At 63.1% G+C, this 25,940-nt stretch carries 22 protein-coding genes; 7 read left to right on the plus strand and 15 right to left on the minus strand.

The annotated features are described in order from the left end of the window. Positions 1-21 precede the first annotated feature (21 nt). The gene (locus LGH82_RS26610; RefSeq protein ID WP_227345571.1) at positions 22-792 is read left to right on the plus strand and encodes an isocitrate lyase/PEP mutase family protein; all 771 of its coding nucleotides are present in this window, start codon (positions 22-24) and stop codon (positions 790-792) included. A gap of 40 nt (positions 793-832) precedes the next feature. Here LGH82_RS26610 and LGH82_RS26615 read toward each other — a convergent pair whose 3' ends face one another. From LGH82_RS26615 to LGH82_RS26625, 3 genes are all read right to left on the minus strand, one after another. Beyond that, a complete protein-coding gene (locus tag LGH82_RS26615; protein WP_227345572.1) occupies positions 833-1,888 on the minus strand; it encodes a succinylglutamate desuccinylase/aspartoacylase family protein in 1,056 nt (351 codons plus the stop codon). 83 nt (positions 1,889-1,971) lie between these two features. Further along, positions 1,972-3,141: an MFS transporter gene (locus LGH82_RS26620; RefSeq protein WP_227345573.1), complete on the minus strand. Its 1,170-nt coding sequence runs from the start codon at positions 3,139-3,141 to the stop codon at positions 1,972-1,974. A gap of 168 nt (positions 3,142-3,309) precedes the next feature. Beyond that, entirely contained in the window at positions 3,310-5,712 is a 2,403-nt protein-coding gene (locus LGH82_RS26625; RefSeq protein ID WP_227345574.1) for a membrane-bound PQQ-dependent dehydrogenase, glucose/quinate/shikimate family, read from the minus strand. A 210-nt stretch (positions 5,713-5,922) separates the two neighbouring features. Between LGH82_RS26625 and LGH82_RS26630 the strand changes: the two genes are divergently transcribed. After that, positions 5,923-6,336 (plus strand): MarR family winged helix-turn-helix transcriptional regulator, encoded by a 414-nt coding sequence (locus LGH82_RS26630; protein ID WP_413771397.1) that lies wholly within the window; start codon positions 5,923-5,925, stop codon positions 6,334-6,336. Between the two features lie 6 nt (positions 6,337-6,342). Here the strand turns inward: LGH82_RS26630 and LGH82_RS26635 are convergent, their stop codons facing one another. Together LGH82_RS26635 and LGH82_RS26640 are read right to left on the minus strand one after the other, a co-directional pair. After that, entirely contained in the window at positions 6,343-7,719 is a 1,377-nt protein-coding gene (locus tag LGH82_RS26635; RefSeq protein ID WP_227345576.1) for an FAD-containing oxidoreductase, read from the minus strand. Further along, the gene (locus LGH82_RS26640; protein WP_227345577.1) at positions 7,716-8,177 is read right to left on the minus strand and encodes a DUF4126 domain-containing protein; all 462 of its coding nucleotides are present in this window, start codon (positions 8,175-8,177) and stop codon (positions 7,716-7,718) included. Before LGH82_RS26640 ends, LGH82_RS26635 begins: the two co-directional genes overlap by 4 nt. A gap of 143 nt (positions 8,178-8,320) precedes the next feature. On the opposite strand from LGH82_RS26640, the gene LGH82_RS26645 reads away from it, so the two are divergent. Together LGH82_RS26645 and LGH82_RS26650 are read left to right on the plus strand one after the other, a co-directional pair. Then, positions 8,321-8,878 carry a sugar O-acetyltransferase gene (locus tag LGH82_RS26645; protein ID WP_227345578.1) on the plus strand — a complete coding sequence of 186 codons (558 nt, stop codon included), beginning with the start codon at positions 8,321-8,323 and terminating at the stop codon, positions 8,876-8,878. A 375-nt stretch (positions 8,879-9,253) separates the two neighbouring features. Then, entirely contained in the window at positions 9,254-10,357 is a 1,104-nt protein-coding gene (locus LGH82_RS26650; RefSeq protein ID WP_227345579.1) for a helix-turn-helix transcriptional regulator, read from the plus strand. Here LGH82_RS26650 and LGH82_RS26655 read toward each other — a convergent pair. Continuing rightward, the gene (locus tag LGH82_RS26655; protein WP_227345580.1) at positions 10,354-11,343 is read right to left on the minus strand and encodes a GlxA family transcriptional regulator; all 990 of its coding nucleotides are present in this window, start codon (positions 11,341-11,343) and stop codon (positions 10,354-10,356) included. The genes LGH82_RS26650 and LGH82_RS26655 overlap by 4 nt on opposite strands. Before the next feature lie 131 nt (positions 11,344-11,474). Between LGH82_RS26655 and LGH82_RS26660 the strand changes: the two genes are divergently transcribed. Continuing rightward, positions 11,475-12,116: a cysteine hydrolase family protein gene (locus tag LGH82_RS26660; RefSeq protein WP_227345581.1), complete on the plus strand. Its 642-nt coding sequence runs from the start codon at positions 11,475-11,477 to the stop codon at positions 12,114-12,116. Between the two features lie 404 nt (positions 12,117-12,520). Further along, a complete protein-coding gene (locus tag LGH82_RS26665) occupies positions 12,521-13,843 on the plus strand; it encodes a hypothetical protein (RefSeq protein WP_227345582.1) in 1,323 nt (440 codons plus the stop codon). Between the two features lie 68 nt (positions 13,844-13,911). Here LGH82_RS26665 and LGH82_RS26670 read toward each other — a convergent pair whose 3' ends face one another. From LGH82_RS26670 to LGH82_RS26705, 8 genes are all read right to left on the minus strand, one after another. Next, positions 13,912-15,591 (minus strand): formate--tetrahydrofolate ligase, encoded by a 1,680-nt coding sequence (locus tag LGH82_RS26670; RefSeq protein WP_227345583.1) that lies wholly within the window; start codon positions 15,589-15,591, stop codon positions 13,912-13,914. A 321-nt stretch (positions 15,592-15,912) separates the two neighbouring features. Then, complete coding sequence (locus LGH82_RS26675; RefSeq protein ID WP_227345584.1) at positions 15,913-17,037, minus strand: DUF2333 family protein; 1,125 nt, start codon at positions 17,035-17,037, stop codon at positions 15,913-15,915. Between the two features lie 13 nt (positions 17,038-17,050). Next, entirely contained in the window at positions 17,051-18,355 is a 1,305-nt protein-coding gene (locus LGH82_RS26680) for a DUF6638 family protein (RefSeq protein WP_227345585.1), read from the minus strand. A gap of 46 nt (positions 18,356-18,401) precedes the next feature. Further along, positions 18,402-20,312 (minus strand): AAA family ATPase, encoded by a 1,911-nt coding sequence (locus LGH82_RS26685; RefSeq protein ID WP_227345586.1) that lies wholly within the window; start codon positions 20,310-20,312, stop codon positions 18,402-18,404. Positions 20,313-20,381: 69 nt separating this feature from the next. Then, positions 20,382-21,527 (minus strand): hypothetical protein, encoded by a 1,146-nt coding sequence (locus LGH82_RS26690; RefSeq protein WP_227345587.1) that lies wholly within the window; start codon positions 21,525-21,527, stop codon positions 20,382-20,384. A 26-nt stretch (positions 21,528-21,553) separates the two neighbouring features. Next, positions 21,554-22,642: a hypothetical protein gene (locus LGH82_RS26695; protein ID WP_227345588.1), complete on the minus strand. Its 1,089-nt coding sequence runs from the start codon at positions 22,640-22,642 to the stop codon at positions 21,554-21,556. A 319-nt stretch (positions 22,643-22,961) separates the two neighbouring features. Then, positions 22,962-23,351, minus strand: coding sequence for a c-type cytochrome (locus LGH82_RS26700; RefSeq protein WP_227345589.1), 390 nt, complete (start codon positions 23,349-23,351; stop codon positions 22,962-22,964). A 76-nt stretch (positions 23,352-23,427) separates the two neighbouring features. Continuing rightward, the gene (locus tag LGH82_RS26705; protein WP_227345590.1) at positions 23,428-24,285 is read right to left on the minus strand and encodes a LysR substrate-binding domain-containing protein; all 858 of its coding nucleotides are present in this window, start codon (positions 24,283-24,285) and stop codon (positions 23,428-23,430) included. A 97-nt stretch (positions 24,286-24,382) separates the two neighbouring features. Between LGH82_RS26705 and LGH82_RS26710 the strand changes: the two genes are divergently transcribed. After that, positions 24,383-25,282, plus strand: coding sequence for a DMT family transporter (locus tag LGH82_RS26710; RefSeq protein WP_227345591.1), 900 nt, complete (start codon positions 24,383-24,385; stop codon positions 25,280-25,282). A gap of 24 nt (positions 25,283-25,306) precedes the next feature. Here LGH82_RS26710 and LGH82_RS26715 read toward each other — a convergent pair whose 3' ends face one another. Beyond that, positions 25,307-25,918 carry a thymidine kinase gene (locus tag LGH82_RS26715; RefSeq protein WP_227345592.1) on the minus strand — a complete coding sequence of 204 codons (612 nt, stop codon included), beginning with the start codon at positions 25,916-25,918 and terminating at the stop codon, positions 25,307-25,309. Between the last annotated feature and the right edge of the window lie 22 nt (positions 25,919-25,940).

Consider the following 25,940-nt stretch of genomic DNA (forward strand, 5'->3'; position numbering starts at 1 on the left):
GGAAAGACGGGAAAGACATCAATGACCGGCCAAATTGAACGCGCACGAGCATTCCACGCCCTGCACGTGAAGGGAAATCCTGTCGTCCTCTACAATGCCTGGGATCCGGGCACGGCCAAGATCGTCGAGAAGGCGGGAGCCAAGGCCATCGCGACCGGAAGCTGGCCAGTGGCGGCCGCCTTCGGATACGCCGATGGCGAGAAAATTCCGCTGGAGCTGGCGCTCGACAACATCAAACGCATCGTTGCCGCTGTCGACCTGCCGGTGACCATGGACCTCGAGGGCGGTTACGGCGTTGACCCGGAATTCGTTGCTCGCACGGTAACGCTGGCGCTGCGTGCCGGCGCCATCGGTTTCAATTTTGAAGACCAGATTGTTGGCGGCAGCGGCCTGCACGACATCGCCGTCCAGGTACAACGCATCGAAACCGCTGCTTCCGCCGTGAAGGCCTCAGGTATCCCGGCATTCATCAACGCACGAACCGATATCTTCCTCAAGGCCAAGCCGGATGCGCATGATGACATCCTGCTCGACCAGGCCATCGAGCGGGCGCAGGCGTATGAAAAGGCTGGTGCGCACGGTTTCTTCGCGCCGGGTCTTGGTGACGAGGGCCTTATCGAGACGCTCTGCGGTGCGACCGCGCTGCCGGTCAACATCATCGCGCTGGCGCATGTGCCTCCGCGCCAGCGGCTGGCTGAGCTCGGCGTTGCCCGCGTCAGCCATGGCCCTGTGCCTTACCGGCAGATGGCCGAGTGGCTGGAGGCCAAGGCGCGTCAGGCCATTTCAGGATAGGGCCTGCGGCTTAAGGCGCGACGCGCTCGGGCCGCTTGATTCAGGCCTCCAGCGTACCCGACCGTGCGTCCGCGCTCTTCCTGTCGCCAACCAGTTTCAGCAGGTCCTCGCCGGCGCGGATGATGCGGCGGGAACGGCGCGTGAGGATGACGCCGTCCTGCGGTGCGGACACTTCCGTGCGGCCGCCGGCTTCGCCCGGCGTGTGGACGATGGTGGCGAGGCGCGCGCCCTTGGCGACGCGATCGCCTGGCTTCACGTCATAGAGGACAGCGCCGGCACGGGGCGCCGGCATCATCTCGATGTTTTCAAGCGGTGCCGCGACGCCGGTGAAGGGACCCGGCGCGGGCTGGGTGGTGTCGATGATCACGCCCCGCGCGACCAGCAGTCGGTACAGCCCTTCGGCATCGGCGGCGGCGAGGGCGCCATCGACATCGAGCATGCCGCGATATTCGACCGTGGTGGCGACGCGGCGGTCGAACCGCGCCACATCGGCGGGCGCGTTCTGGTACGGCATGATCGCGGCGCCCTCGAACGTGCCGTCGGCGTCCTCACCCCACAGCAACACCGCATCGACGCCCATGGCGGCGGCGCAGTCGGCCATGGCCGGCCACAGGCTGGTGTGGATGTAGAGATAGGCCAGGCCCTCGTCGTCGCAATGCAGGTCGAGCACGATATCGTGGCCAAACGACAGCTGCACCAGCCGGGTCTTCAGCTGTTGGTCGGCCGTGCCGAGCGTGGTGTCCGGCAACAGTGCGGTATCCGGCGCGGGCAACAGCGGAAAGCCGCGGTTGAAATTGGTACGGGTGCCCAGATGGAAGCGGCCCTGATGCTCGCCGAAATGATATTGGGCGCGGCCGATCGGATTGGCCCAGGGCACGATTGTCAACGAGCCTTTTATGCGGCCTTCGGCTTCAGCCTTGTCGAGCATCGGCATAAGCGCGTCGATGGCGACGACGCCCGGAAGCTCGCCGGCGTGGAGTGCCGCCTGCAGGTAGGCGGAGGGGGCTGATTTGTCGGTTCCAGCGAAGCGGAACACCGGGAATTCGTAAGAAACGCCCTCGCTGTCACCGGCGACGCGTTCGATCGATTTCTGCATGACAATCCTCCTTCGGCAGGGGAGAGACATGCCCCTCGACGAGGCCGTTGTCGAGTGGTCCAGTTTGTCTGACTATGGGCGCACTACTCGGCGGGTTGCGCCACCGGCATCCTGCGATCCAGTGTCTGCGACAGCACCGCGACGGTGACCGCCAGCAGGGCGAGCGCGGCGCCGACTAGCGGCAAATTGGCGTAGGAGACGCCCCAGGACAGCGCCACGCCGCCAATCCAGGCGCCGCTGGCATTGCCGACATTGAAGGCGCCCTGGTTCAGCGTGGCGGCGAGGTTTGGCCCTTCCGAAGCCGCCTCGACGACACGGATCTGCAAGAGTGGCACGACAACGAAGATGAGCAGGCCCCACAGGAAGACGATGCCGATGGCCACGCTTGCTATGGCGCCGAACTCCATGAAGCCGACAAACAGCACCGCCAGCAACAGCAGCGTGCCGATGACCGTCGGCATCAGCTTCCAGTCGGCCAGCCGGCCGCCGATGATGTTGCCGATGGTCATGCCGGCGCCAAACAGCAGAAGCACCCAGGTGACCGCTCCGGTGGACAGGCCGGACACTTCGATCAGGTAGGGCTTGATGTAGGTGAAGACGGCAAACAGGCTGGCCGAGGCCAAGGCGGCTATCAGCATCGCCAGCCACACCTGCAGCTTGCCCAGAACGCGCAATTCGCCGCGCAGGCCGCCGCCGCTTGGCTCGGCAACATTCGATGGCACCAGCCAGGCGATGGCCGCCACCGAGATCAGGCCGATGCCGACCACGGCAATGAAGGTGGCGCGCCAGCCATAGGCTTCGCCAAGTGCTGTACCGGCTGGCACGCCAAGGATGTTGGCCAGAGTCAGCCCGGCGAACATCAGCGCGATGGCGCTGGCCCGCTTGTTGCGCGGCACGAGGCTCGCGGCAACGACCGAGCCGATGCCGAAGAAGGCACCGTGGCCGAAGGCGGTGAAGACGCGCGCGGCCATCAGCATCCAGTAGTTGGGCGCGATGGCGCAGAACAGATTGCCGACCACGAAGAGTGCCGCGAGCCCCACCAGCACCGGTTTGCGCGGCAAATGCGCGGTAGCCATCGCAACGATCGGGGCTCCGAAGACGACGCCCAGCGCATAGCCCGTGACCAGCAGGCCGGCGGCAGGGATCGTCACGCCGAGATCGGCGGCGACCTCCGGCAGCAGGCCCATGATGACGAATTCGGTGGTGCCGATGCAGAAGGACGCAATGGCAAGCGCGAGGATCGGCAGGGGCATGGTGCGTCCAGAATGAATCGGTTCAATCGGAGAGTGCGCGAGGATTCGGGCCGTGCGCAACATACATTGCCGCATTGCAGCAATGCAGAAAGTCGAGGGCGGACGTAGGACGGGGCGCCGTGGCGCCCCGTCCTGGTCATTGATGCACGAAGAACGCGCTATCCAAGATCATGGCGCCTTCGGCAGGGCATAGGCGATGATGTAGTCGCCGCGATCGGGCGACTGGCGCGAGCCGCCCGCCGAGACGACGACGAACTGGCGGCCGCTTTCCGGGGACGTGTAGGTCATCGGCGTTGCCTGCGCGCCGACCGGCAGGCGGCCTTTCCAGAGTTCCTCGCCGGTGGCGACGTCGATGGCGCGCAGATAGTAGTCCTGCGTGCCCGCATAGAAGACGAGGCCGCCCGCCGTGGTCATCGGTCCGCCGAGCGAAGGCATGCCGACGGGGATCGGCAGACCGGTCTTCAGACCCAGCGGGCCGGTGTCCTGCAGTGTGCCGGCCGGAACCTGCCAGACGAGCTTGCGCGCGTTCAGGTCTATGGCTGTTATCGTGCCGTAGGGCGGCTGATGGCAGGGCACGCCGAGCGGCGACATGAAGCCGTTCTTGAGCGCGCCATAGGGCGTGCCGAGTTGTGTTCCCAACCCGTCATGCGCCGCCGAGGGGCCATAAGTGTCGGCTTCGGCGCGCGGCAGCAACTGCACGAATTGCGGCATGCGGATGTCATTGACGATCAGGTAGCCATTGGCCTCGTCGACCGAGGCGCTGCCCCAGTTCATGCCGCCATAATAGCCGGGATATTGCAGCGAACGGGTCAGGCCAGGAGGCGTGAACTCGCCGTCATAGCGCAGCTTCTTGAAGCCGATGCGGCAATAGAGCTGGTCGAAGGGGGTGGCGCCCCACATGTGGGCTTCAGTGAACGGCTCGTCACCGATCGAGGGCATGCCGACCGAATAGGGCTGCGTCGGCGACAGGAAATCCTCCTTGGCGCCGCCATTCTGCGGTACCGGCTTTTCCTGGACTTCGGCGATCGGCTTGCCGTCACGGCGGTCGAGCATGAAGATCTGGCCGCGCTTGGTCACCTGGATCAGCGCCGGCACCTTGCCGCCCTTGCCGTCCGGCACGTCATAGAGCGCCGGTTGCGAGGGGAGGTCGTAGTCCCACAGGTCGTGATGCACGGTCTGGAACTTCCAGCGCTCGCGGCCGGTGGCGATGTCGAGCGCCACGACCGAGGCGGTGTAGTCTTCCGCCGCCTTGCTGCGCTCGGCGCCGAAGAAGTCGGGCGTGGCGTTGCCGGTCGGCAGATAGACAAGGCCGAGCGCGTCGTCATAGCTCGGTGTCGACCAGACATTGGGCGTGCCGCGTGTGTAGCTCTGGCCTTCCGGCGGCAACTTGGTGATCGCGGGATTGCCGAGGTCCCATGCCCACACCAATTCGCCGGTCTTGGCGCTGAAGGCGCGGATGGCGCCGGACGGTTCGCCGGTCTCGACATTGTCCCAGACCCAGCCGCCGATCATGATGAGATCGCGCATGACGGTGGGGGCCGAGGTCTGGAAGTAGAAGCCGGGCTTGACCTCGCCCATGCCCTGCTTGAGGTCGACAGTGCCGCCCTGGCCGAAATCCTGGCAGGGCTGGCCGGTCCTGGCGTCGATCTCGATCAGCCGGGCATCGATGGTGGTCATGACGATGCGGCCGGCGCACGCCGCCGATACAGGGGCGGGCGTTGTCGTTGTGGTGCCGTCGGCGGCAGGTGCAGCAGTTGCTGCAACGGTTGCGGGCTCATAGTAGCTCACGCCGCGGCAGCGTTGCCACAGCGGCGCCGAAGCCTTGGGGTCGAACTTCCAGCGCGGTTCGCCGGTCTCGGCGTTGAGCGCGTTGACGATGTTGTGGGAGGAGCAGGTATAGACGGTGTCGCCCACCTGCAGCGGCGTGTTCTGGTCTTCCGCGCCCTTGGTCGGAACGTCGCCGGTGCGGAAGGTCCAGGCGACCTTGAGATCCCTGACATTGTCCTTGTTGATCTGGTCGATGGGCGCATAACGGGTGCCGGCGGGTGTGCGGCCATAATGGCGCCAGTCGGTATTCGCAGCGGCGGCCGGGGCGGGAGCGGTGGTGGCGGCAGCCACCGTGTTGCGGATCACCCCATGTGGCTGAAAGGCATAGGCCCCGGTGGCGATCAGCGCCAGCACGAGAAGGCCGGCGAGAGCGAAGGGGCCTCGCTTGCCGCCGCTGGATGACGGGAACAGCGGCGCCAGTAGAAGGGCGATGACCGCCAGCACGGCGGGAGCGACCAGCCGTGGCACCAGCGGCCAGAAATTGAGGCCTGCTTCCCAGAGCGCCCAGGCAACGGTGGCGAGGAAGATCAGGATGTAGAGCCAGAAGCCTGCCTGGCGGCGCAAGGCAAAAAGGAAGCCGGAAATGATGATGCCGACGCCGGCCAGCGCGTAGTACCAGGAGCCGCCAAGGCCAACCAGTTGAACGCCGCCATAGAGCAGCGGCAGCCCGATGATCATCAGGATCAGGCCGAAAAGCACGAGCAGCCAGATGCCGCCGGATCTGTTGGAATCTTGTTCTGACATGTCGGTCCTCACGCTTGTCCGGATGCGGCGCCTCGCGGTCGCGGCGGCCGAAGGGGCCGTCAGGGCGATCTTTGGATGTGAGGTCGTCGGCTTCCGGTTTCGGCGACGGGGGCTTCGCCAGGGAAAAGAATTTTATCGCAACCTAATAGATAGCATGTTATCCTTTTCGGCATGCCCAAGCAAGACCCTGATCGTGCCAGATTTGGTCTGTTGGTTATTTCAGTCGCCAGGCTGTGGCGGCGCGCCGCCGACAAGGCGCTCGACGATTGCGGCCTGTCGCATGCCACCGCCATGCCGCTGGTGATGCTGTCGCGCCTCGGCGATCATCAGCGCCAGGGCGTGCTTGCCGATCAGCTGGGTTTCGAGGGCCCATCGCTGGTGCGCATCGTCGATCTTCTGGTGGAAGAGGGGCTGGTGACACGCGCCGAGGATCCCGCCGACCGACGGGCAAAAATCCTGTCGCTGACCGATGCCGGGCGCCAGCGCGTAATCGAGATCGAACGCCTTCTGGCGGTGCTGCGAGCCGACCTGCTCAAGGATGTCAGTGACGCCGAATTGCGAAATTCTGTTGGCGTGCTGGACCGGCTTGAAACGATGCTGGTTGCGCAAGAGGACGCGAAGTAGGACGCCTCACGCCAGCGGCTTCAGCTCCTGGGCGATTGTGGGCAAAAGCTCCGACACGGTCGGATGGATGTGTACCGCACGCGCGAGCGTGTCGACGGGCGCCCTGGCGTACATCAGGTCGAGCACGCAATGCACGGCCTCGTCGCCGCCGGGACCAAGCACCGAGCAGCCGAGGATTTCCCTGGTGTCGGCGTCGACCAGGATCTTCATGAAGCCTTGCGTCTCGCCCTTTTCCACCGCGCGGCCGACACGGGTCATCGGCCGCTGGCCGATGAGTGCGCGGCGGCCGGATTTGCGCACCGCTGTCTCGGTCATGCCGCAGCGGCCGAGCGGCGGGTCGATGTAGAGCGCATAGGCTTCGATGCGGTCGCTGACCTTGCGCGGGTCGTTGTCGAGCAGGTTGGCGGCGACGATCTCGTAGTCGTTGTAGGAAGTGTGGGTGAAGGCGCCCTTGCCGTTGCAGTCGCCCATCGCCCAGATGCCGGGGACGCTGGTGCGCAGCTGGTCGTCGACGGTGACGAAGCCGCGCTTGTCGACCTCGACGCCGGCCTTGTCGAGGCCGAGATCGTCGGTGTTGGGCACCCGCCCCAGAGCCAGCAGCACATGCGACCCGACCGCAGGCGGCTTGCCGGCCGAGAAGGTCACGGCAATATCTCCGCCCTGCTTGGCGAAGCTGATGTCGTCGGCGCCGACATGGACCGTAATGCCCTCATTTTCGAGAATGGACAGGATGGCGGCCGAGACGTCCTCATCCTCGCGGCCAGTCAGGCGCGGGCTTTTTTCGATGACGGTGACTTCCGAGCCGAAGCGGCGGAACATCTGCGCGAATTCGAGCGAGATGTAGCTGCCGCCGACAACGATGAGATGGCGCGGCAGCACGTCGAGATCCATCATCGACGAATTGGTCAGATAGTCGATGTCGTGAATGCCCGGCAGGTCGGGCAGCGAGGCGCGGCCGCCGGTGTTGAGGAAGATCTTGTCGGCGGTCAAAAGGTCATCGCCGACGCGCACCGTGTTGGCGGATTCGAAACGTGCATGGCCGCGATAGAGCGTGCAGCCCTTCATGCCCGCTATCCATGTCTCCAGATTGCCGCGGGCGTCGTTCGTGACCTTGTCCTTGCGCGCCTTGATCCGATGATAATCGACGCCGACGGGGCCAGAGAGCGTCACGCCATAATCCGCCGCGCGCCGCGCCAGATGCGCGGCATAGGCGCTGGCCACCATGGTCTTGGTCGGCATGCAACCGGTGTTGACGCAGGTGCCACCGACCAGCTTGCGTTCGATCAGCGCCACGCTCATGCCGGCTGCCGTCAGGCGACCCGCCAATGGCGGGCCGGCCTGACCGCAGCCGATGATGATGGCGTCGAAGGCCTTTGCCGTCATCGCAGCGCTGCCACGATCAGCAGGCCGCAGATGATCGCAACCGCATCCTCGATGAAGGCGGCGGGCTGGTCCTTGCCGAAGGCGTCTGCCAGCCGGGCGCGCGCTTCGGCACCGCCCAGCGTGCCGATGACAGCGCCGATGGCGCCGGCAATCAGGCCACCGATCGTGGAGCCGGCGGTCGCGCCAATCACAGCGCCGCTGAAGGCACCCATGATGATGCGCGCGCCGAATTGCGGCGGGGTTTTCCTGCTCGGTGTCGACGGCAGCTGATCGGCAACCAGTTCGGCAATGGCCAGGATGGTGAAGATGCCGACGGCGGCCCAGTGGCTCATGAAGCTTGCCCAGGTGCCGGCAACCGGCAGCCAGCCGAGATACGCGCCCCACGCGATGGCGGCCGGCGCGGTCATGGTGCGCAGGCCGGCGATGACGCCGATCAGAAGTGCAAGAATATACAACATGGTTGGTCCCCTCCATGCCGGACGGACAATCCAGCAGTGCAAGCTAACATAGGCCCGGCATTTGACCAGCGGCGATGTCCGCCCTGGCGCTTTCCCGTTGGCATGGACTGTGCTTTGGCTGCAATTCAAACAGGAGGTACCGCATGGCCGAAAGCGAGCGCGCAAAGATGGCGGCCGGCGAATGGTACACATGCCTTGACGCGGAACTGGAGACGTTGCGCGCCTCCGCTGCCGATGCGGTGTTCGAACACAATTCCCTGCCGCCCCGTCAGCGCCGGAATCTCGGGCCGGGCTTGAAGGCACTGCTCGGCGGCGTGGGGGAGGGCGCTCGCATCGAAGCGCCGTTCCACTGCGCCTATGGCTTCAACATCTTTCTCGGCGACGGGGTCTTCCTCAATGCCGGCTGCACCATCCTCGACACCGCAAGCGTGCGCATCGGCAAGGGAACGCTGCTTGGTCCCAATGTGCAGATCTACTGCGCCGAGCATCACAAGGAGGCCAGTGGGCGGCAAGCGGGTCTGGAGATCGCCAGGTCGGTCGACATCGGCGCCAATGCCTGGATCGGCGGCAGCGCCATCATTCTTGGTGGCGTGACCATTGGTGACGGCGCCATCGTCGGCGCGGGGGCGGTGGTGACGCGCGATGTGCCTGCCAATACCACCGTCGTCGGCAATCCGGCGCGGCAGGTCACGCGCGGCTGACGCTCCCGTGCCGGGCCTTGGCGGCAGTCGTCCCTGCTGCCGGGTTGAGAATTCATCGGGCACACCAGTTGTGAAAATCTACTTCGGTTTTCCGCTGAGCCGAGGGCTGTTTGCCGATGTGCCAACAAAAGCAAGGACGACCGTGAGGCTGGAAAGCGACAGCGCGCGCCGTATCCTGCGATCCAATCCGCAGTTCCTTCGAACGTCTAAGTACGGGTCCGGTAACCACATCTGCGCGCGGATGATGGTGCCGCCTCGTCTAGTTTCAAAAGAGATTGCGCATCACCCATTTGGGTGATGTTTAGCCCTTCCTAACGTGTAGCCAGTGTGTTCAAGTGTAAGTTGCCGTTACACACGCTAGAGTGAGTGATTGTCGTGCAGATCAATCCTCTTCTTCTTGATGATGCCCTTGATCATGTGCTTGAGGCAGCGCTGGCGCCAGAGCGTTGGAGCTCTGTCCTGGAGAGAATCTGCGAGGCGACCGGATCCTTCGGCGCGCATATACTCCCCCTGCGGGGCAAGTTCTCTCCCGGAGTGCCTGCAACGCCGAGTTTGCGCGAGGCGTTCGAGGTTTACTTTCGAGAAGGGTGGCATCTTCAGGACATTCGCTTCGGTTGTGTACCGCATGTTTTGCGGAAGGGTGTCGCGGTCGAGCACGATATTTCATCCGAGGACGATTTTCGCAGGTCGAGCTACTACAACGATTTTCTGGGCCGCTTCGGGTTCCGATATTCAGCCATGATAGGTTTCACAACTGGCGACACTCTGCTGTCGCTCGGCCTTCAGCGTACGATACGCGATGCACCTTTCGACCGCGACGAGGAGCGTATTCTGGTCCGCATGCGGAACCGGCTGTCGATGGCGGCTGACATCATGCGCGGCGTTTCTTTCGAACGGATCAACGGCATGAGCGACGCGTTCGACATGGCGGATACAGCCTGCGCCTTCTACGACAGGCATGGACGCGTCACCCGATTGAACAAGCTATGCGAGAGCCTTCTTGATCAGGACATCCGTCTTGTTGGTGGAGAGTTGACATCGCGTTGGCCCACGGAAGGCGTTGCATTGCGTGGGCATGTCAAGGCGGTCATGCAGCCGGTTGCAATCGCCGATACGATGGCATCGTCTCCGGTCCGCCTGTCCAGGCCGGGAAGAAGGCCATTGGTCGTAAGGGCACAGCGCCTACGCGGCATGCCTGCGGAAATCTTTTCTCATTCTGTTGCAGTCGCCATTGTCACGGATATTGAGGCTCGCCCAGTACCCGCCGCCAAGACCTTGCAGATTTTATTCTCACTTACGGCTCAGGAAGCTGTTGTCGCTATTCAGATTGCGCGTGGTCTTGCGCCAAAAGAAATCGCAGAGACACTGGGCGTCAGCTATGAGACAATCCGGACCCAAGCAAAATCGATTATGGCAAAGACCGACACCAAGCGTCAGTCGGAGATCGTCGCGCTATTATCGGGTGCCCGGCTATCTTAGGCCACGTCCGCCATGCGCTCGCCTTGGTCGGTCCGCCTGGAGAATTCCCGCCGGTATTGCGCTGGCGACGTCTTGAGCCGGGCGGCGAAGTGCTGGCGCAGCGACGTGGCGCTGCCGAAGCCGGCTTCGAAGGCCACCATGTCCATCGACTTTTCCGTCGCTTCCAGCAATCGCTGCGCCAGTTCGATCCGCTGGCTGGTCAGCCATTCGCCGAAACTGGTGCCGATCGATTTCTGAAAGCGGCGGGTGAAGGTGCGCCGGGTCAGGCCGGCGGCCTCTGCGACCTGGTCCAGGCTGTGCGTTTCGCCCAGCGTCGCACGAACCGCGTCGAGGGCCTGGGTGAAACGGTCGGCGTCCGCGCCTTTTGCCACCGGATGCTCGATGAATTGCGCCTGCCCGCCCTGCCGGTGCGGGGAAAGGACAATCTGGCGGGCGAGCCGAAGTGCTGCTTCCGCGCCGTAGCGGGCTCGCACGATGTGGAGACAGCAGTCGAGGCCGGCGGCAACGCCGGCCGAGGTCACGACATCGCCATTGTCGACGTAGAGCACGGCGGCATCGACAGCAATGTCGGGGTGGAGTTTCTGCAGCCGGTCGGAATAGGCCCAGTGCGTTGCGGCGCGGCGCCCCGAAAGCAGGCCGGCAGCGGCGATGGCAAAGGTGCCCAGACACAGGCCGACAATCAACGCACCGTGCCGGTGCGCCTGGCGCAGCGCCTCCACCAGCAGTGGTGACGGCGGCTCGTCCAGATGATGCCAGCTTGGGACAATGACGATGTCGGCGCCATCAAGCCCGTCGAGCCCATGCGGCGCGGCAACGGTCAGTCCGGCTTCGGTATGGATGGGGCCGGCCTTGACCGCGCAGATGCGGAAATCGAAGCGCGGCAGGCCAAGCGCCGTCCGGTCCTCGCCGAACACCAGGCAGGGCACGGAGAGATGGAACGGGCTGATGCCGTCGAAGGCAAGGACGGCGACGATCGGATTGGTCATGTGTACACCCAAGGAATTGAGAGGCGAATTGTCCCAATTCTTTCGGATGATGTCAATCAGGCCACTTTCTGGAGCGCTTTGGCGCCTCTATCCTCACCCAATCCAATCAAGCCAGCAGGAAGGAACTCTCCATGTCGGAACCGGTCAAGGCCCCGCGCCGCGCGCTCATCGTCATCGACGTCCAGAACGACTATGACGGCGGCAATCTCGCCATCCAGCATCCGCCCTTCCGCGACAGCGTCGTCAACGTGGCTAGCGCAATGGATGCCGCCGTTGAAGCCGGCGCCAAGGTGATCGTCATCAAGCAGATGGCGCCCGAGACGTCGCCGATCTTCGCCAAGGGCAGTCATGGCGGCGAACTGCATCCGGAGATCGCCAGGCGGCACCGCGACCACTATGTCGAAAAGAACCTGCCCTCCGCCTTCACCGGCACGGACCTCGAAGAGTGGCTGCGCGCCAACGCCATCGATACGATCGCGGTGGTTGGGTACATGACGCATAATTGCGACCTGTCGACCATCATCCACGCCGTGCATATGGGTTTCGCGGTCGAGTTCCTGTCCGACGCGACCGGCTCGCTGCCCTACGCCAACAGCGCCGGCTACGCTTCGGCCGAGGAGATCCACCGCGTGGTGACAGTTATCCTGCAGTCGCGCTTCGCGGCGGTGCTCAAGACGGCCGAATGGGTTGAATGCCTGAAGACCGGCGCCCTGCCGGAGCGCGACACGATTTATGCCTCCAACCAGAGGGCGCTGGCGCGCAACGCGGCCTAGCCTGAGCCCGCAAGGAAAACCAGAGGGCGCCGCATCGCTGCGGCGCCCTCTGGTTTGGGAAATATAATTCGACAAGAGCGTGACGCATTTCACGGAAGTCATGCCAACTGTTGTCGAGAGTTATGTTTGGCGTTGAAGAACGCGGTTGGCAGGTGCTGGGGGCTAAAGTGAAAGCGCGCGTTGCACGAAGCATGATTGTTCTGGCCTTGGCGGCCGGTGCCGCGCTGTTGCCTTGGCCCGCCTTTGCCCAGGTTCCTTCCCACGCTCCAGGGACGATCTGCTTCACCCAGTTCTTCTGGTGTTGGGCGCAGCCGCCCGGGCCTCCCGGCTATCCCTGCGGATGTCCGTCGCAATCCGGCTATGTGCCGGGCTATCTGGGTTAGTCGTCCGAGGGGGGGCTCACGATGACGACGTCAACCGATCCTCTTGTTTCGGGACTTCTCACGGATGCGAAGCTGGTTGCCGGTTATGGTCGCTACGGCGTGTTCAAGGACAGCACCCTGTTCGCGGCTATCGGCGATGCTGAAAAGCTCAATGATGTAACGGCAAGCCAGCCTGAAGTCGTCAAACTTCAGGCCGTGCTCAACGACTGTTCCGCGACTGTACCCTTTTCCACCCTGGCGGCACTTCGTACGGGATGGTCGCCGGGCGACATGTCACGGCGGACCACGCTCGCCACCTATTTTCTCGTCGCGCTGTCAGTGATGATGATGATCATCATCGGCAAACTGACCTACGTCTACAACAGAGGCGTTTCGATAAGTTCCGAGTTGCAGGAAATCGACAACAACGATTTCAGCGCCCGGTTCGGTCAATCGATACGACAGGTCTGGGCAACGGAGAAACAGCTGAGCTCGGCATCGGCCCGACAAGCCTCGGCAAGCGATCTCACGCTTCTGAAGGACGCGTACTACAATGCCGTGGACGGACTGCATTCTCTCGACCAGCGGTTTTCCTCGCTGCTTGGAAGAGCGCAAGGCTTCATGACGCAGGAGGCGCCATTCCCGATCTGGGGGATGCAATGGGCCTACTGCAAGCTTTCCGTATCGCCGGCTTCGGACGGCGCATCTTCGGTCCCGTTCAACGCGCGGCAGGCAGCCATAGACCAGTTCTGCGGCCAGGAGGCGGCGCTGGCAAAGCCCCAAGCCGGTGCTGAGAACAGTGAGCCTCTCAAACAGTCGGACTTCGACTGCAATCAGGTGAAAAACAGCAATAAAAGTCAGGGCAATCCGGAGATCGTCAACGCCGCCAGCACGGCGGGTAAGGTGGACGACGTGAATGCCGACTTCGACGAGGCGACGCGGAGCCTGCAATGCGAGGGCGTCATCACGATCACGCCGAACTCGATCTACACGCTGACATTGCAGGCCGGGAGCCTGAACGAGGTTCTCAGCCCCTATGCGTTGTGGATCCTGCCAGCCCTCTACGGCGCGCTCGGAGGCATCATGTTCCACATGCGGATGATCCTCAATCCACTGCTGCCCAATCCGCCGCTGGCCAGGCTCATTCACCGCATCGCGCTTGGCGGGCTGGCCGGCATGATCCTCGCATGGTTCATGGCGCCTGGGACCAAGCTCGGTGGCGAAGTCTCTGGAATAGGCTTCAGCCTGTTCACCTTCGCATTCCTGTTCGGCTTCAGCCTGGATATTTTCTTCACCATCCTCGACCAGTTCGTCAGCATGTCGGTCTCGGGCATCAAGAAGTTTGGTTCGTCCGCTGTGGCGTGAAAACCTTGAAAAGCAAAAGGGCGCCGCGTTGTCGCGGCGCCCTTTGTCGTTTGTCGTCTTGGAGATTTCTAGAACAGGCCTTCGATCTGGCCGGCCTCGTTGAGGAAGATCTTTTCCGAGGACGGCGCCCTGGGCAGGCCGGGCATGGTCATGACCTCGCCGCAGATGATGACGACGAAGCCGGCACCCGCCGAAAGCCTGACCTCGCGCACCGGCACGGTGTGGCCGGTCGGCGCGCCGCGCAGGTTCGGGTCGGTCGAGAACGAGTACTGCGTCTTGGCCATGCACACCGGCAGGTGGCCATAGCCGGCGTCTTCCCAGGCCTTGAGCTGGTCGCGCACCGACTTGTCGGCGATCGCTTCCGAGCCGCGATAGATTCGCTGGACGATGGTGTTGATCTTCTCGAACAGCGGCATCGCGTCGGGATAGAGCGGCGCGAACTGCGAGGCGCCGGATTCGGCCAGCGCCACCACCTTGTTGGCGAGGTCCTCGATGCCGGCCGAGCCGTGGGCCCAGTGCTTGCACAGGATGGCTTCCTCGCCCATCGAGGCGACATAGTCCTTCATCGCCTGGATCTCGGCGTCGGTGTCGGAATAGAAGTGGTTGATGGCAACCACAGCCGGCACGCCGAACTGGCGGATGTTCTCGATGTGGCGGCCAAGGTTGGCGCAGCCCTTCTTCACCGCCTCGACGTTCTCCTTGCCAAGCTCTTCCTTCTTGACGCCGCCATTCATCTTCATGGCGCGCACGGTGGCGACGATGACGGCAGCGGCCGGCTTCAGGCCGGCCTTGCGGCACTTGATGTCGAAGAACTTTTCAGCACCAAGGTCGGCGCCGAAGCCGGCTTCGGTGACGACATAGTCGGCGAGCTTCAGCGCCGTCGTGGTGGCGACGACCGAGTTGCAGCCATGCGCGATGTTGGCGAACGGGCCACCATGGACGAAGGCCGGGTTGTTCTCCAGCGTCTGCACCAGGTTGGGCTGCATGGCGTCCTTGAGCAGCACGGCCATGGCGCCGTCGGCCTTGAGGTCGCGGGCATAGACCGGCGACTTGTCACGGCGATAGGCGACGATGATGTCGCCGAGGCGCTTTTCCAGGTCCTTCAGGTCGGTGGACAGGCACAGGATCGCCATGACTTCCGAGGCGACGGTGATGTCGAAGCCGGCTTCGCGCGGAAAACCGTTGGCGACGCCGCCGAGCGAGCAGTTGATCTCGCGCAGCGCCCGGTCGTTCATGTCCATGACGCGGCGCCAGACGACGCGGCGAGTGTCGATGCCGAGTTCATTGCCCCAGTAGATGTGGTTGTCGATGAGGGCCGAGAGCAGATTGTGCGCGGTGGTGATGGCGTGGAAGTCGCCGGTGAAGTGGAGGTTCATGTCCTCCATCGGCACGACCTGCGCATAGCCGCCGCCGGCGGCACCGCCCTTGACGCCGAAATTCGGGCCAAGCGAGGCTTCACGGATGCAGACAATGGCCTTCTTGCCGATACGGTTCAGACCGTCGCCGAGGCCGACCGTGGTGGTCGTCTTGCCTTCGCCGGCTGGCGTCGGGTTGATGGCGGTGACGAGGATCAGCTTGCCATCCTTGTTGCCCTTGACCGACTTGATGAACTCGGCGGAGATCTTCGCCTTGTCGTGGCCGTAGGGCAGCAGGTGTTCGGTCGGAATGCCGATCTTCTGGCCGATCTCCTGGATCTGCTTCTTCTTGGCGCCGCGCGCGATCTCGATGTCGGACTTCACTTCGGCCATGACGGCTTTCCTTCAGATTGGTCGGTGGAGGGGACGGGGTTGATGTCTGTCGCAAGCATGTTGGAGACGGCCCGCGGGCGCGAGGGCATGTTCTAACCCTGTCGCTGCCGCGGCGTCAACTTGCATGCAACTATGTTTCCTATGAAGAAAAATTTCTCTGCGACCGACTGACCTTTGGTTGGTTCTTCTGGTGCCGGTTGCCGCGCCGTATAGAAGCCAGAGGATGCGACGTTCCGCCGTCTCAAAACAGCCGCACAATACACGGAATGCGACAGAGACGAAGGCGCAAATTCGCCATCGCCATGGCCGGCCCGGGCACCGCTACTGCGTCAGCACGTTGCTGATCTCGACCAGATTCGAGCGGACCCTGAGCACATAGAAGCCCATCGTCGTCAGATGCGTCGGGAAAATCCAGCCATCCTCGCGGCCATTGGCGATGATGAAGGGCTGGATGCGCAGCGCCGAGGTGAACTGCGCGTCCATCGTGTCCCACAGGTTCTGCAGGTGCTTTTCCTTGATCACGTCCTCGAAATCGGCCTGTGCGCCCTTCATCAATCCGTAATAGGCGTAGAGCTGGCCATAGGCGAACCAGTAGCGGTCGTCAGCGCGAAAATCGAACCAGCCATTGTTGTAGTGCTCGGCGCGGTCCTTGAGGATGGCCGAGGTCGAGCCGATGTCACTGGCGATGCGGTCGAGATACTGCTTGAGATTGTCGGCGCGGGCATCGAACACCGTCTGGCACGTTTCCAGCCGGGAATTGAAGGCACGCAGCTTGCTGATGGCATCGCGATAGTAGCTCGGCGTCGGCGTCTTCGGGCCGAACGGGCTGAGGCCGAAATACCAGGTGGACTCATCGAACTGCAGGTTGCCGCGCGCTTTCTGCAGATCGTCGTCGATCTGCGAGGTGGTGCGCACGCGGCCGAGATTGTCAGCCAGTTCGGTTGCCGTACGCCGAACCGCCTGGTTGATGCCGCGCTGGAACGATGCCTTGTTGTCGAAGAAGGGCGTGCTGTCCCAATCGATGCCGAAGAAGCCGAGCTTGTAGAGGATCATCGACGACACCCAGGCATTCTGGTTGACGTTGAAGTCGGTCAGGTCCGCGGCCACCTGGGCTATGCCTGAGTTTCCACAGGTCTTGGCGGTTTCGGTTCCAGCACCCGCCGTCACCTGCTCGCCGGCCGAGACATTGCGCTTGTCGAAACTGTAGGTGTCCGGATAGTTCGGGTTGAAATTGTTCCACCACTGGGTGGCGTAGAAGAAATTGCCGTAGAGGCCGATCAGCACCAGAAGTGCCACGCCGACGCCAGCCTTGAGGATCCAGCCGCGTTGCAGGTACCAGCGGCCGGCCCACATGAGCGGCCACAGGATGATGCCGATCGCGAAGCCGATGCCGCGGCCTATCCATTGGAAGATACGGGTGACGAAGGTCACGATAGGATCAAGCATGGCGAGTCACCCCTCAGTCAGTCAGGCCATAGAGGCGCGTGCGCAACGCCACCTTGTCTTTCAGATATGTGGTTTTCAAAACGTCCACAACATGCGATCGCCAGGCGTCGCTGAAGCCGTCATAGTCCTTGTAGAAGCCGTCCTTGTTGAAAATGTAGCGCGAGACGAAATCCGTTGGGACAAAGTCGGAGATGAGGCGGTTGGTCAGCCAGGCGTCGGGATGATCTGGCTTTGCCCGGATGACCAGGAAGCGTTGCTGGGGGAACACATCATCAATCTTCAGATGGCCGAGCTGGGCGATCTCGCGCTTGGCGGCGTTGAGGAACGGGAAATTGCCGTCCTTCGTGATCAGGTCGGCATGGTTCTGGATCCAGGCCTGCAGCCAGACCTTGTCGACATCGGTCAGGTTGCGGTCCGGCTCGGCGTCGCGGATCAGCGCGCGGACAACCATTTCGGCGCGATGCTCGAGATAGCCGGATGCCTCGATCCATGAGGCGCGGGGCAGTTCGATACGGCCGGTGGTGGCGAGGAACTTGAACACCTTGTCGGCATCCTTGATCGACAGGTAGCTCACCTGCCATGGCCGCGAGCGGCGGAAGCCCGGTGCCGCCGGGTCGCCGATCACTGTCGTCATGTCGGGATCGACGAAGATGTAAAGACCGCCGAAATGGCTGGTCCAGTAGGCGTTGTGGCGGAAGATCACCTGGTCAGGCACCAACGCGTTCTCGCGGATGTCGCCGCAGACCTTGGCCAGTTCCACCATGCGCGTCAGCATGGCATTGTCGCGCCAGGCGTCGGGCTCCTGCTTCAGCCGGTCGACGAGCTTGCCGAGCTCGGCGGCCTTGCCCAGCACATCCTCGGCCGACAGCACCTTGAACTCGACCTGGTTGATCGACAGCAGGTCCTCGATGTCGTTGACCTTGGGGACGGAATCCTCGATCTCGCCGTAGATGACATCCTTGATGGTCAGCGCGTCGATGGCGCGCTGGTTCCGGGTCATGAACTCGAACATCAGCTGCGAGGTGTTGGAGAAGGCGGTGTGGACCACCGGCAGGTCGATCTGCGACGGCGTCAGGATGATGAAGCGGCGGTTGACCTCGTTGGGATCGAGATAGTCATAGTCGCCGCATTCCTCGGCGACCTGCGGCGAGAACCCGGTGCGGTCGATCTCGAAGCTCGTCAGCCTGGTCGGCTTCTTGCCAAAGGCGGCCAGCGCCTTGTTGTAGCGCTCGATGAGATGCGGTTCATCGACGGTCAGGAGGCGGCCATAGATCAGCTCATTGTCGCGCAGAAGGTCGGGTTTGCGGGCAGGGCTCATCTATCCTCTTCCCCCGTTCACGGGGAGAAGTGAAGTTCGGCGTGCTTCACGCATCCCACAGCCCCTTCTTCCTCAACTCCTCTATTTCGCGCGCCGCCCTCTCTCGCAGGCGGGCGTCGCGCAGCAGTTTTTCCACGGCTGCGTCGTCGGACTTGTCGGAATAGCGGAACTCGCTGTCGGCGTAGCGGTTGATCTCCTGCATGACCATGTCCATCGAAAAAGGCCCGCGCAGCTCCTCGATCATCGCTTTCTTCTCGTCGTAGCCCTTGTGCATGAAGGCCTCCGGCTTCTCGAACCAGTCGTCGGGGAGCTCGATGTCCATGGCGCGCATCTTGATGGCGTCGGTGACGTTCTTGATGGCGCGGCCGGTGAAGCGTGGCTCGGCGGCCTTGATCAGGTGCAGATAGGTGCCGATGTCGGCCATCGACTTCGGCGCCCCATTCTCCTTCATGTAGCGCTCATAGACCCGCGTCAGCCCATCTTCCTGCGGTTTCTCATGCTCCTCATAGGCTTCGGTCACGGCGCGCTGGATCTCCTGCGCGGCGTAGAGCTTGTGGTCGCCGAGCGGGATCTTGTGGTTCTTGCCGGCGAGCAGCACGAAGATGTCGATATAGTCGTCGCGGGTCTGCGGCCCGTCGACCAGCCAGCGGGCGCCGGCGCGCTGGCGTAGCGCATCGTCGACGTTTTCGGGATAATTGGAGAACATGCCGAACGAGCAGTTGCCGCGCACGACGGTGGAGGCGCCGGCGAAGGCGTCCATCAGCACGCCGGTGATCTCCTGCTGGCCGGCGGAAGCGCGGTCGTCGGAGCGGCGCGCCGCCACCTGGTCGATGTCGTCGATGGTGCCGAAGCCGATGACGCGCGGGTTCAGCACATTGTTGATGAACTGGCGGCAGTTCTGGCCGGACTTGCCCTGGTAGGACGAGATCTGGTCGACGCCGAAATTCTCATAGGCGAAGGGATAGCCGGCGACCTGGCAGTAGTCGTTGACGAGGCCGGCGATCATCTGGATCAGCGTCGTCTTGCCGGTGCCGGGCGCACCGTCGCCGATGAAGGTGAACAGGAAGCCGCCGAGCTCGACGAAGGGGTTCAACTCGCGCTCGAAATCATAGGCCATCAGCATCTTGGCGAGCTTGACCGACTGGTATTTGGCGATGTGGTTGCCGACGACCTCTTCCGGCTTCTTGAAGGTCATGACCAGCGGCTTGGAGCGCTTGCCAGGGGCAACGTCGAAACCATCCAGGGTGAAATCGTCGGCGTCGATGCGGATATGGGCGTTCTCGAAGGGGCCGATGCCGTCGAAGCGGCCTTTTCGCGCCAAAAGCCCGTCGATGGCGACGCGGGCGAAGGCGCGTGCCCTGGTCATCAGGTCGGCGTCATCGGAAGCGCCTGATATCGCCTTGTCGAGGCCGGCAAGGATCGACTTCACCGCATCCTGCGGCGTGTCGAACAGGAAGTCGGGCTCGGGCGTGTCGTTGGGCGCTTCGCCGTCGCTGTCGATCAGCTGGAACAGATAGGAAGACAGGCTGAAGGCCGAAATGTAAGCCGAAGCCGACAGAAGCTTCTTGAAGGCGGCGGCGTCGTCGCCCTCAAGCGGGGCGCGGGCGTTGCGCGCCTGCAGGCTTTCGAGATCGGAACCCTCGGCGAAGATGTCCGAAATGGCCAGCGCGATCGCCGTGCCGCGCCGGGCGCGAAACAAAAGCGTGTGCCGCGGGATGGTCAGCAACGGGTCTTCGGGATGGACAGCGCCGACGGTCTTCGACAGCTCGACCTCACGCGTGCGGCGCACCGACCCGACCGACACGGTCGAGACGAAGCGGCGGTTGGTGCCGGCAAGCGCGGTGCCGGACTCACGCGACGGGTCTTCCAGCACGACGATGCGGGTGATGAAGCTCTGCGCGGTGGCGCGATGCTTTTCGATCGAGGCTTCCGGGATGGTGGTCAGGCCGGTGTCCATCAGATTGTCCTCTCTGAGAAGGCCCCGGCAAGCAGATGGGGGGCAGCGCCAACCGAAACCAGGCTTGTCTCAAACATCCGAGATCACCTGTCCGTTCGACAGGATGTGAACTTTGTAGCCGGCAAATATCTTCTGCGCCTCGCCGGCTGCGTAGAGCGCCTGGTAGGCTTCATGCGGGATCAGCGCGTGGTTCTCGTAGCTCGATACGCCCTGGCGCGCAGCTTCGAGGTCATCGGTGTTGATGAAGAATTCCTGCGTCGTCTTCTCGCTCGAAAACAGTCCCTTGCGGCCGGGTTTCTCGCCCTTGGAATAGACCTCCTGGATGGTCCAGGTCAGCAGCCATGCATTTTCGGGCTTGCGCACCTTGGCCAGAACCTCGGTCACCGTCGAATTGTTGTCGGTGATCCCAGCTGAGTAGAAGGGGCCGAGCACGACGCGGCGCAGCTGCTTGGGGTGCAGCGGCTCGAAATCCTTGTCGAGGTTGACGGCGATCGTGGCCGGCGACAGCGTGTAGGCCGAATTCTTTTCGGTGAAATCGTCGAAACGGTGGGCAAGCTCGGGATTGAGCAAGCCGTCGACCGGCAAGGGGATATCGACCTTGTCGTTCAGCCGGCCGTTCTTGTCGACAAGCTGCCGGATCATCGCCTCGGAGGAATCCTCCACCGTCACCATGTAGACCAGCGGCAGGTTGGCGCTGCCGTCGAAACTGGCCCAGTGGACGAGATAGTAGGGGCGTCCGGTCTTGGGATTCACCGAGACCTTGGCCGTCTGCGCCAGCGTGAACGGGCCGAAGGTGGTCTCGCTCTTGACGTCCTCCAGATAGAGCCGCTCGGCCATCGACTTCTGTAGCGCTTCGGGGAATTCCTTGCGGCGCAGGATGAAGTCGGCCATCTCCTCGCGCAGCTCGCCGGGCTGCGAAATATTGGCGAGACGACTGTCGGCCTGGCGGCGGTCGTTCTCCAGTTCGAGCAGGTTCTGGAACACTGGAAAACCGCTTTCGGCGCGCGAGATGCGGAACGTGTCCATGAAGCCCAGCCGGTTGCGCCAGCAGGAAAACGACTTGTCGAGCCGGGCAATGTATTCGGCAACGATACTGGCGACGATGCCGTGCCGATAGAGCGGCGAGCGATCATCGCGCATGAACACTTCGAGGCCGGCAAGTGCCGCCGTGATGGCCGAGAAATATCGCGCCGCCGCGTCGTTTTCGGGGGTCATGATATTGGCCCTAAGCAGTGCGGCAATTACGACTGCACGTAGTTGGCCGCATTGTGCTTCTTCAGCACGTCGTCGAAGCGGCGGGCAAAGGCATCGTCGGCCAGCTTCTTGCGGCGCTGGATGTCGGAGCTGGCGACCATGTTCTTCTCGTGCATTTCCAAGAGGTCGCCAATGTGCTTCTGCGAGGCGGCGCCGATGCCGGCCATGGTTTCCTCGGCCGTGTTGTCGACCTTGCTGCCCAGCGTGTTGATCTTGTGGGCGACGTCCTGCTGCGCGGCTGTTTTCAGCGAGTCCTCCAGCGCCTTGTAAAGCACGATGCGCTGCTCGGTATCGATGGTCAGCTTGTTGATCAGCGTGGCCTGCGCGGCGATCTGGTTGTTGAGCGAGTCCACGAAGGTCTGGAACATCGAGGTGTAGCGCTCCAGCGTCTGGCTCTCGGCCAGCAGTTCCTGCTCCTTGGCCTGCTTCTCATTGTATTCGGTGGCGAGTTTCGAACGGTCGCCCTCAAGCTGCGTGCGGTCCTTCTGACTGGTCGACGCGGCTATTCTGTTCTCGATGTCGAGCAGCATCGGGTTCAATTCCTCGATGCGCTTCTGCACCGCCTCGAGGTTGGACATGGTGGTCTTGCGGCGCTCGATCACCTGCGACAGGCTGGCCTCGGAGGTCTTGTAGCGCTGGTCGAGGATTTGCTTCTGCGCCTTCAGGATGCCGACGATGGTGTCGGACTTGGCCAGCAGCTCCTGCAAATTGCCGGCAAGCGACATGTTGCGGACGCGGTCGGTGCGCATGCGCTGCTTGCGCTGGGCCGAGAAGATGCCGACGAAATTTTCCCAGCCGGAATAGTTCTTCATGCTCTCGAATTCGGCGCCGAAGACATTGGTGGCGTCCTCAAGTCCGATGATGAGGTCGGCGATATTGCCCTCCATCACCTTCTGCTGCTTCAGCACGTCCTCGATGCGGGCGTTCTCGATGTCGAAATTAGCGTCGCCGATCTTCTTGTCGGCGGTGGCCAGCGTGTCGAGTACGGCGCCGGATTGCTCGATCTTGGAGCGCATGTCCTGCACGACCTGTTTGGTCTTGGCTATTTCGGCATCGAAATTCTGCAATGTCGCCATAGGGGCCTCCCGGTTCTGCATCAAGTCGCTGGTCGCGAACAGCGGCGAATATATGTGGGGCATCCGGGGATTGAAAGGCGCAAGACAAGGCCCGCCCCGAAAACAAAAAATCCGTCACGGCCTTGAATGGCAATGCAGGCGTGGTCATGGCGTGATTAGCTGCTCGGCTAAATGTAGTTCAATTGCCATTGAACCTTCATGCCGGCAAAGCAGTCGATCCCGGCCGACGCGGACGCTGCGAAATTCGAAGAGAAATGAAGCCGTTGCATTTCAAATGCACCGGCGAACCCCGCGTCGCCGTGCGGCGCACCGGAATTGCTCAGGGCTTGGGATCTGCCTTCAGATAGGCGATGACATTGGCGATGTCGTCGTCACTGCTCAGGCCGCCAAAATACATCTTGTTACCGGGCACTTTGAGCTTGGGAGCCTTGAGATATTCAGTGAGGTTCGCCTCGTCCCAGACAAGGCCGGCGGCGCCCGCACTCTTCATGGCGTCGGAATAGTGGCCAAGAAAGCTTTCGGCCGTGCCGGCGGTGCGACCGACGACGCCCAGCAGATGCGGGCCGACCTTGTCGCGATCGGTCGCTGCTTCATGGCAGGCGATGCATCTGTTGAAGACATGTTTGCCGAGCGCGGCATCGCCGGCGGCATGGGCGGCGAAGGCGCCGGCAAGGAGAAGGACACCGGCGGACGAGACGGTTCGAAGCATGGCTGACCCCGACGAGTTCTGGCTGGGAGCGCAAGATAGGAGGCAGCCCTTAACAAAGGCTGCATCGTCGCGGGTGTCAGGCGTCCTGCGCCAGGTCACGGCGAAGGAAATCGTTCAGCCGGTCGACGGCCGGCGTAGCCGAGAGCGGATTGCGCAGGATGCCGATCTCCAGGTCCGGCAGGACCGGAAGCCTCTCATTCGCGCCGATGATGCGCAGGGAAGCCGGCACGCTGCGCTGGGCTAGGCCGGCGACCGCGAGCCCGGCCTGCACGACCGCGATCAGGCCAAGCAGGCTGGCGCTGGAATAGGTGCAGCGGTAGGAGCGATCCGCATCGCCAAGCGCCTGCAGCACATTCATGCGGGCGGCGCAGCCGGGTTCGAACAAAGCAACTGGCAAGGGATCGTTCTCCCAGGCGACATGATTGGGCGAGGCGACCCAGACGAAACGTTCCAGCCGTATCACCTCGAGCGGCTGATCCGGCAGGCGGGTGACAATCGCCAGGTCGAGCCTTCCCTCGGCCAGGGTCTTCACCAGCGCTGTCGATTGCTCGCAGATCAGTTCCACCGTCACCAGCGGGTGATCCGCCGCGAAGCGCGACAGGACCGGAGGCAGAAGGAATGCCGCGTAGTCGTCGGGGACACCCAGCCGCACGCTGCCCGTCTCCTTCGGCCGCGTGACGCTTGCCCATGCTTCGTCCGACAGTTTCAGAAGCCGGCGCGCATAGATCAGGAAATCCTCGCCGATCGCATTGGGCATGACGGTTCTGGGACCCCTCACCAGAAGCCGGTTGCCGACCATCTCCTCCAGCCGCTGCATCTGCATGCTGACGGCGGACTGGCTGCGGCCAACGCGGGGCGCGGCGTTGGACAGGCTGCCGCTTTCGACGACGGCGACAAAGGTCTTCAGCAGATTGAGGTCGAGCGGAGCGGCCATGTTGATATCAGCATATCGAATAGCTTGTCACAAATCTATTCGCTTGTTTGAAAGCAAGGCTGCGGGCCAGATGGGTCTACCGCCCGTTTGAGGACCCATGATGAAGGACCTGCCGACCGCCCGTTTTCCGGCCGCGAGCCTCGCCTTGGCGATGGTGATCGCCGGCACGGTCGGCGCCTTCGTGACGGAAGCCGGACTTCATCCGGTGACCATCGTCTTCTGGCGCTGCGTATTCGCTGCCATATTCCTCGGCGCATGGTGCCTGCTACGCGGCTATCTGCCCGACCGCACCCTGTCCTTGTCGCGGCTGGGCCTTGCCGCCCTTGCCGGCGCCTGCATGGTGCTGAGTTGGACGGCTTTCTTCGCCGGCTTCGCCATGACGTCGATCGCCACAACCACGATCGTCTATCACGTCCAGCCCTTCTTCGTGGTTCTGATCGGCGTGGTCTTCCTCAAGGAGCTTATCTCGCTCGACCAGATCCTGTGGATGCTCGGCGCGTTCCTCGGCGTCGTGCTGGCCAGTGGCCTCGTCGTTTCGCATGCGCAAGCCGGCACGCCGTGGGCACTTGGCATCGCGCTGACGCTGGGCGCGGCGCTCCTCTACGCGGTGGCGACAATCCTCGCCAAGGGCCTGGGCCAGCAACGTCCGGAGATCACGGTGCTTTGCCAGACGATCGTCGGAATCGTCATGCTCGCTCCCTTCGCCGACATCGGCCAGCATATTCCGACGCATGCATGGGGCTGGCTGGTCAGCATCGGCGTGCTGCACACCGGCGTCGCCTATGTGCTGATGAATTCGGCCTTTCCGCGCCTGACGACGCCGGTGATCGGGATCATCACCTTCATCTATCCGGTTGTCGCCATCATCATCGACTGGGCCGTCTACGGCCATCCGCTCGGACCGGCACAGGCCGCCGGGATGGTGCTGATCGCGCTTGCGACGCTCGGCGTCAGGCTTGGCTGGCGGTTTCCGATACGGCGTGTCTCGGCAGCCTGACGCGGGTCATATCGGACGAGGCGTTCAGGGCTTCATGAAGCCGATGAAATCGTCGGGCGCGGCGCGGCCCATTTCTTCTTCCCAATGGCGGCGGCAGAGCGAGACATAGACATCCTTGCCGATCGCCACCTGCTCGCCCTGGCGGGCCACCTTGCCGTCGGCGCCGAGGCGCACGACCATCGTTGCCTTGCGGCCGCAGCGACAGATGGTGCGCACCTCGCGCAGATCGTCGGCGATGGCCAGCAAAGCAAGCGAGCCGGAAAACAGCTTGCCCTGGAAATCCGTGCGCAGGCCGTAGCACATCACCGGAATGTTCAGCCGGTCGGCGATGCGGGCAAGCTGCCAGACCTGCTCCTCCTCGAGAAACTGCGCCTCGTCGACGAACACGCAATGCACCGTCGTATGTTCGTGATGCGAGGCGACCCGGGCGAACAGGTCGTCGCCGTCGCGGAACATCTCGGCCTCGGTCTCCAGGCCGATGCGCGACGAGATCAGCCCGGTATCGCCCTTGCGATAATGGCCGGCGACGAACAGCATCGTCGTCATGCCGCGCTCGCGGTAATTGTACGACGCCTGCAGCAGCATCGTCGTCTTGCCGGCATTCATCGTCGCATAGTTGAAATAGAGCTTGGCCATGCTGCCTTTTAAGCCGACTTGT

The organism is Mesorhizobium sp. PAMC28654 (assembly GCF_020616515.1).
Lineage (GTDB): Bacteria > Pseudomonadota > Alphaproteobacteria > Rhizobiales > Rhizobiaceae > Mesorhizobium.

Excerpts from the sequence above, each read along its gene's own strand:
- LGH82_RS26610 (WP_227345571.1), top strand. The coding sequence starts at position 22 with ATGACCGGCCAAATTGAACGCGCACGAGCATTCCACGCCCTGCACGTG.
- LGH82_RS26615 (WP_227345572.1), bottom strand. The coding sequence starts at position 1,888 with ATGCAGAAATCGATCGAACGCGTCGCCGGTGACAGCGAGGGCGTTTCT.
- LGH82_RS26620 (WP_227345573.1), bottom strand. The coding sequence starts at position 3,141 with ATGCCCCTGCCGATCCTCGCGCTTGCCATTGCGTCCTTCTGCATCGGC.
- LGH82_RS26625 (WP_227345574.1), bottom strand. The coding sequence starts at position 5,712 with ATGTCAGAACAAGATTCCAACAGATCCGGCGGCATCTGGCTGCTCGTG.
- LGH82_RS26635 (WP_227345576.1), bottom strand. The coding sequence starts at position 7,719 with ATGACGGCAAAGGCCTTCGACGCCATCATCATCGGCTGCGGTCAGGCC.
- LGH82_RS26640 (WP_227345577.1), bottom strand. The coding sequence starts at position 8,177 with ATGTTGTATATTCTTGCACTTCTGATCGGCGTCATCGCCGGCCTGCGC.
- LGH82_RS26645 (WP_227345578.1), top strand. The coding sequence starts at position 8,321 with ATGGCCGAAAGCGAGCGCGCAAAGATGGCGGCCGGCGAATGGTACACA.
- LGH82_RS26655 (WP_227345580.1), bottom strand. The coding sequence starts at position 11,343 with ATGACCAATCCGATCGTCGCCGTCCTTGCCTTCGACGGCATCAGCCCG.
- LGH82_RS26660 (WP_227345581.1), top strand. The coding sequence starts at position 11,475 with ATGTCGGAACCGGTCAAGGCCCCGCGCCGCGCGCTCATCGTCATCGAC.
- LGH82_RS26665 (WP_227345582.1), top strand. The coding sequence starts at position 12,521 with ATGACGACGTCAACCGATCCTCTTGTTTCGGGACTTCTCACGGATGCG.
- LGH82_RS26670 (WP_227345583.1), bottom strand. The coding sequence starts at position 15,591 with ATGGCCGAAGTGAAGTCCGACATCGAGATCGCGCGCGGCGCCAAGAAG.
- LGH82_RS26675 (WP_227345584.1), bottom strand. The coding sequence starts at position 17,037 with ATGCTTGATCCTATCGTGACCTTCGTCACCCGTATCTTCCAATGGATA.
- LGH82_RS26680 (WP_227345585.1), bottom strand. The coding sequence starts at position 18,355 with ATGAGCCCTGCCCGCAAACCCGACCTTCTGCGCGACAATGAGCTGATC.
- LGH82_RS26685 (WP_227345586.1), bottom strand. The coding sequence starts at position 20,312 with ATGGACACCGGCCTGACCACCATCCCGGAAGCCTCGATCGAAAAGCAT.
- LGH82_RS26690 (WP_227345587.1), bottom strand. The coding sequence starts at position 21,527 with ATGACCCCCGAAAACGACGCGGCGGCGCGATATTTCTCGGCCATCACG.
- LGH82_RS26695 (WP_227345588.1), bottom strand. The coding sequence starts at position 22,642 with ATGGCGACATTGCAGAATTTCGATGCCGAAATAGCCAAGACCAAACAG.
- LGH82_RS26700 (WP_227345589.1), bottom strand. The coding sequence starts at position 23,351 with ATGCTTCGAACCGTCTCGTCCGCCGGTGTCCTTCTCCTTGCCGGCGCC.
- LGH82_RS26705 (WP_227345590.1), bottom strand. The coding sequence starts at position 24,285 with ATGGCCGCTCCGCTCGACCTCAATCTGCTGAAGACCTTTGTCGCCGTC.
- LGH82_RS26710 (WP_227345591.1), top strand. The coding sequence starts at position 24,383 with ATGATGAAGGACCTGCCGACCGCCCGTTTTCCGGCCGCGAGCCTCGCC.
- LGH82_RS26715 (WP_227345592.1), bottom strand. The coding sequence starts at position 25,918 with ATGGCCAAGCTCTATTTCAACTATGCGACGATGAATGCCGGCAAGACG.